The 3173-nt window shown below is 30.4% G+C and carries 3 protein-coding genes; all 3 read left to right on the top strand.

What is annotated here, in order from left to right; translation table 11 throughout:
• Nucleotides 1–943: AAA family ATPase (locus tag ACI3VO_RS11205; protein WP_439757997.1), on the top strand; the 943-nt coding region annotated here is incomplete at its 5' end.
• Between the two features lie 69 nt (nucleotides 944–1012).
• The gene (locus ACI3VO_RS11200) at nucleotides 1013–2230 is read left to right on the top strand and encodes a 4Fe-4S binding protein (RefSeq protein ID WP_439757996.1); all 1218 of its coding nucleotides are present in this window, start codon (nucleotides 1013–1015) and stop codon (nucleotides 2228–2230) included.
• Nucleotides 2231–2258: 28 nt separating this feature from the next.
• A partial coding sequence (locus ACI3VO_RS11195; RefSeq protein WP_439757995.1) for an SWIM zinc finger family protein occupies nucleotides 2259–3173 on the top strand: 915 nt, incomplete at its 3' end.

Genomic DNA, 3173 nt, shown 5'->3' with positions numbered 1-3173 from the left:
AAGCTTAATAAATATGCTAGGTGCGTATTATTCTAAGGCAGTTGATTCAAGTGTGATTTTTGATAATTTGAAAATAAGTGGAGTCGATGGATACAAGGATCACTTAAATAAATATAACGTAATAAGTATTTCTTTCAATGAAATCCCTGATAACATGAACACTTACGAGGAGTATATAAATAATATAACAAATCAAGTAAAAAAAGACGTGATAAACGAGTTCGACCTAAAAGATATTGATGAATCAGACAGTTTAAAAAGGATTCTTCAAAAATCAAACCAACAATTCATATTTTTACTAGATGAATGGGATTACATATTCAACAATAATTTATTTGAAGAGAGCCAAGATAAATTTCTAGAGTTTCTTAGAAATTTATTGAAAGATGAATCCTATGTAGAGCTTTGTTATATGACAGGTGTTTTACCTATAAAAAGATATTCAAGTGGTTCAGCGCTTAACATGTTTGACGAGTTTACGTTTCTTAAAGATAGAAAATTTGGAGAGTATTTTGGTTTTACTGAGGATGAAGTTTTAGCTCTTTGTGAACAAAATAAATACATGGATTTTGAAAAATTGAAAAGCTGGTACAACGGGTATACAACAGCAAAAGGCATAAAAATATATAATCCGCGTTCTGTGGTCAAAGCACTTAAAAACAATTACTGCGAAAGCTATTGGACGAACACTAAAGCTTCAAAATTCCTTAAATCTAATATTATTAAAGAAGACATAATAAAAATGCTCTCAGGGGAAGAAATAGACCTAACTATAAATGAAGAATTTAGAGCAGGACAAGCTGAACCGAAGACTAAAGAAGAAATATACTCTGCTATGATCACTTTAGGCTTTCTATCTTACAATGATGCTTATTTAAAAATACCAAATAAAGAATTAATGCTAGAATTTGAAAATGAACTAAAAAATAGCACTTTGAAGTAATAAATCTATTATATATATTACCTCAAAGTGCTATAATTTTTTTAAAATAAACAAATAAGGAGATTGAAAATGAAAAAATACTCTATAACGCAAATAACAAGGCACATTATTCAACTGTTAAGCTTTATACTATTTCCAGGACTATTCATATTGACATGGAATGCAATATCATCAATATACAGAGCAATATTAGAAGGAACATTTACATTATCTAGCATGATGTCGCCGATATTAATTTTAATAGCAGTAATACCAATCACGATTTTCCTAGGCAGATTTTTCTGCGGATACATCTGCGCCTTTGGAAGTATGCAGGAATTCCTAAATTACCTAGGCACAAAATTAAAAATAAAAAACATAAAAATAAATCCGAATCTCGACAAAAAATTAAAATACATAAAGTACATATTAATAATAATATTTGTAATGCTTTGGACCTTCAACATCACAATAGACGCAAAGCTCAGCCCATGGAATGTCTTTGGCGTATATTCATCATACAAGGGCTGGTCAGATTTTAGCATGCTCCTAACATTTGGAGGACTTTTGCTTTTACTAATAATCATATCTTCACTGTTTGTAGAAAGAGTTTTTTGCAGATATTTTTGTCCATTAGGCGCAATATTCTCATTAATATCAAAGCCTCGCATTTATAAAATAAAAAAGGATTCAACTGAATGCGTAAACTGCGATTTATGCACAAAAAAATGTCCAATGGGAATAGATGTCGACGAAGAAACAAGCGCCCACGGAAAAGTCATTTCCAGTGAATGCGTAGATTGTTTCAAATGCATAGACACATGCAAGCCAAAAGCTCTATACATAAATCCAAAACAAACTGTATCAGGAATAGTTGTTGCAGCTATAATTTTAGGAATATATTGTGCAGGAACAATGACTCCAAATACAAGTAATTCGGGCGAGCAATTACTCCAAAATTCTCTAACACAAGGCAAATACACAGATGGAACATATACAGGCAGCGGAGAAGGTTATAGAGGAACCGTGACAGTCGAAGTAAAAGTAAGCGATAGAAATATTTCCTCTATCACAGTACAGTCATACCAAGACGATGAGCCATTTTTCGATAAGGCGCAAAACACAATAATAAATGAAATTATTTCCAATCAATCTACAGATGTTGACGTGGTAAGTGGCGCTACTTATAGTAGTAATGGGATAATCGAGGCGGTAAGTGATGCTTTGGGAGTTTCGTTTACGAATCCTAATGATCAGATGGAAAATGAGAGAGGTCATGGCGGTGGTCATAGACATAGAATGGAGTAATTTTTTTAGTTTATCAAAGGAGGTACCTATGAATCTTGTTGTTTTTGAAGAAAATATAAATCCTGTTATATTAAAAAGAGGATATTATTACTACACAGGTGGAAATATTAGTGAGGATTTTGAGAAAAAAGGCAATAAATACACATTTAGAGTATATGGAACTGATCAGTATAAAGTAGTTGTTGAATTAGACGAAGATGAAAATATATTGAGTTCAAAATGTAACTGTCCATATGATTTAGAGCCTATTTGCAAGCATCAGGTAGCAGTTTTTTATAAATTAAGAGATTTATTAAAAGGAAAAATAAAGTGTGAAAATAAAACTATGTATCAGCCTAAAGCTGAAGAAATAACCCTTAATGATGTACTTAAAAGCCTCGATAAAAACCAACTTATAGATATAATCATGGATCAAATTGCAGAGAATCCAAAATCAAAAAACTCTATTTTAATTAAATATTCACCAATTCTAGACGATGAAAGTGAATTAAAAAAATGTGAGGATTACATAGATTCAAGCTTTAAAATGTATTTTAAAGAGGATAATTATATAGAGGATAGATCGTATTTATTTGCACTGGATGTAAAAGAAATGTTTAAAAGAATATGCGTGATTGAAAATAAAATACTGGCAATGGATATATTGTTATTAGTTTTAGAAAAATCTATATATTATATGCAGTATATCGATGATTTTGATTTATATTTTTATGATGATGATTATAATTTGGAATTTTTAGTTAAGGATGTAATACGTATGATTGAAAAGGTAGCTTTAAGTGTCGACGATTTTGAAGCTAAAAATAAAGTATTGAATAAATTATTAGATGAATATGAGAGTGAAGCGTTAAGCGACTGGCATAATTTTAAAATGGAAATAATGGATGTTTGCTGTGAAATAGCAAATACAAAAGAAATTCAAAAAATACTTGCTCATGAGATA

The sequence above is a fragment of the Intestinibacter sp. genome, assembly GCF_051866655.1.
GTDB lineage: Bacteria > Bacillota > Clostridia > Peptostreptococcales > Peptostreptococcaceae > Intestinibacter.
This window is presented reverse-complemented; position numbering and strand designations above follow the sequence as displayed.

Bases quoted from the DNA above. Each gene is read 5' to 3' on its own strand.
- ACI3VO_RS11200 (WP_439757996.1), top strand. From the start codon at position 1,013: ATGAAAAAATACTCTATAACGCAAATAACAAGGCACATTATTCAACTG.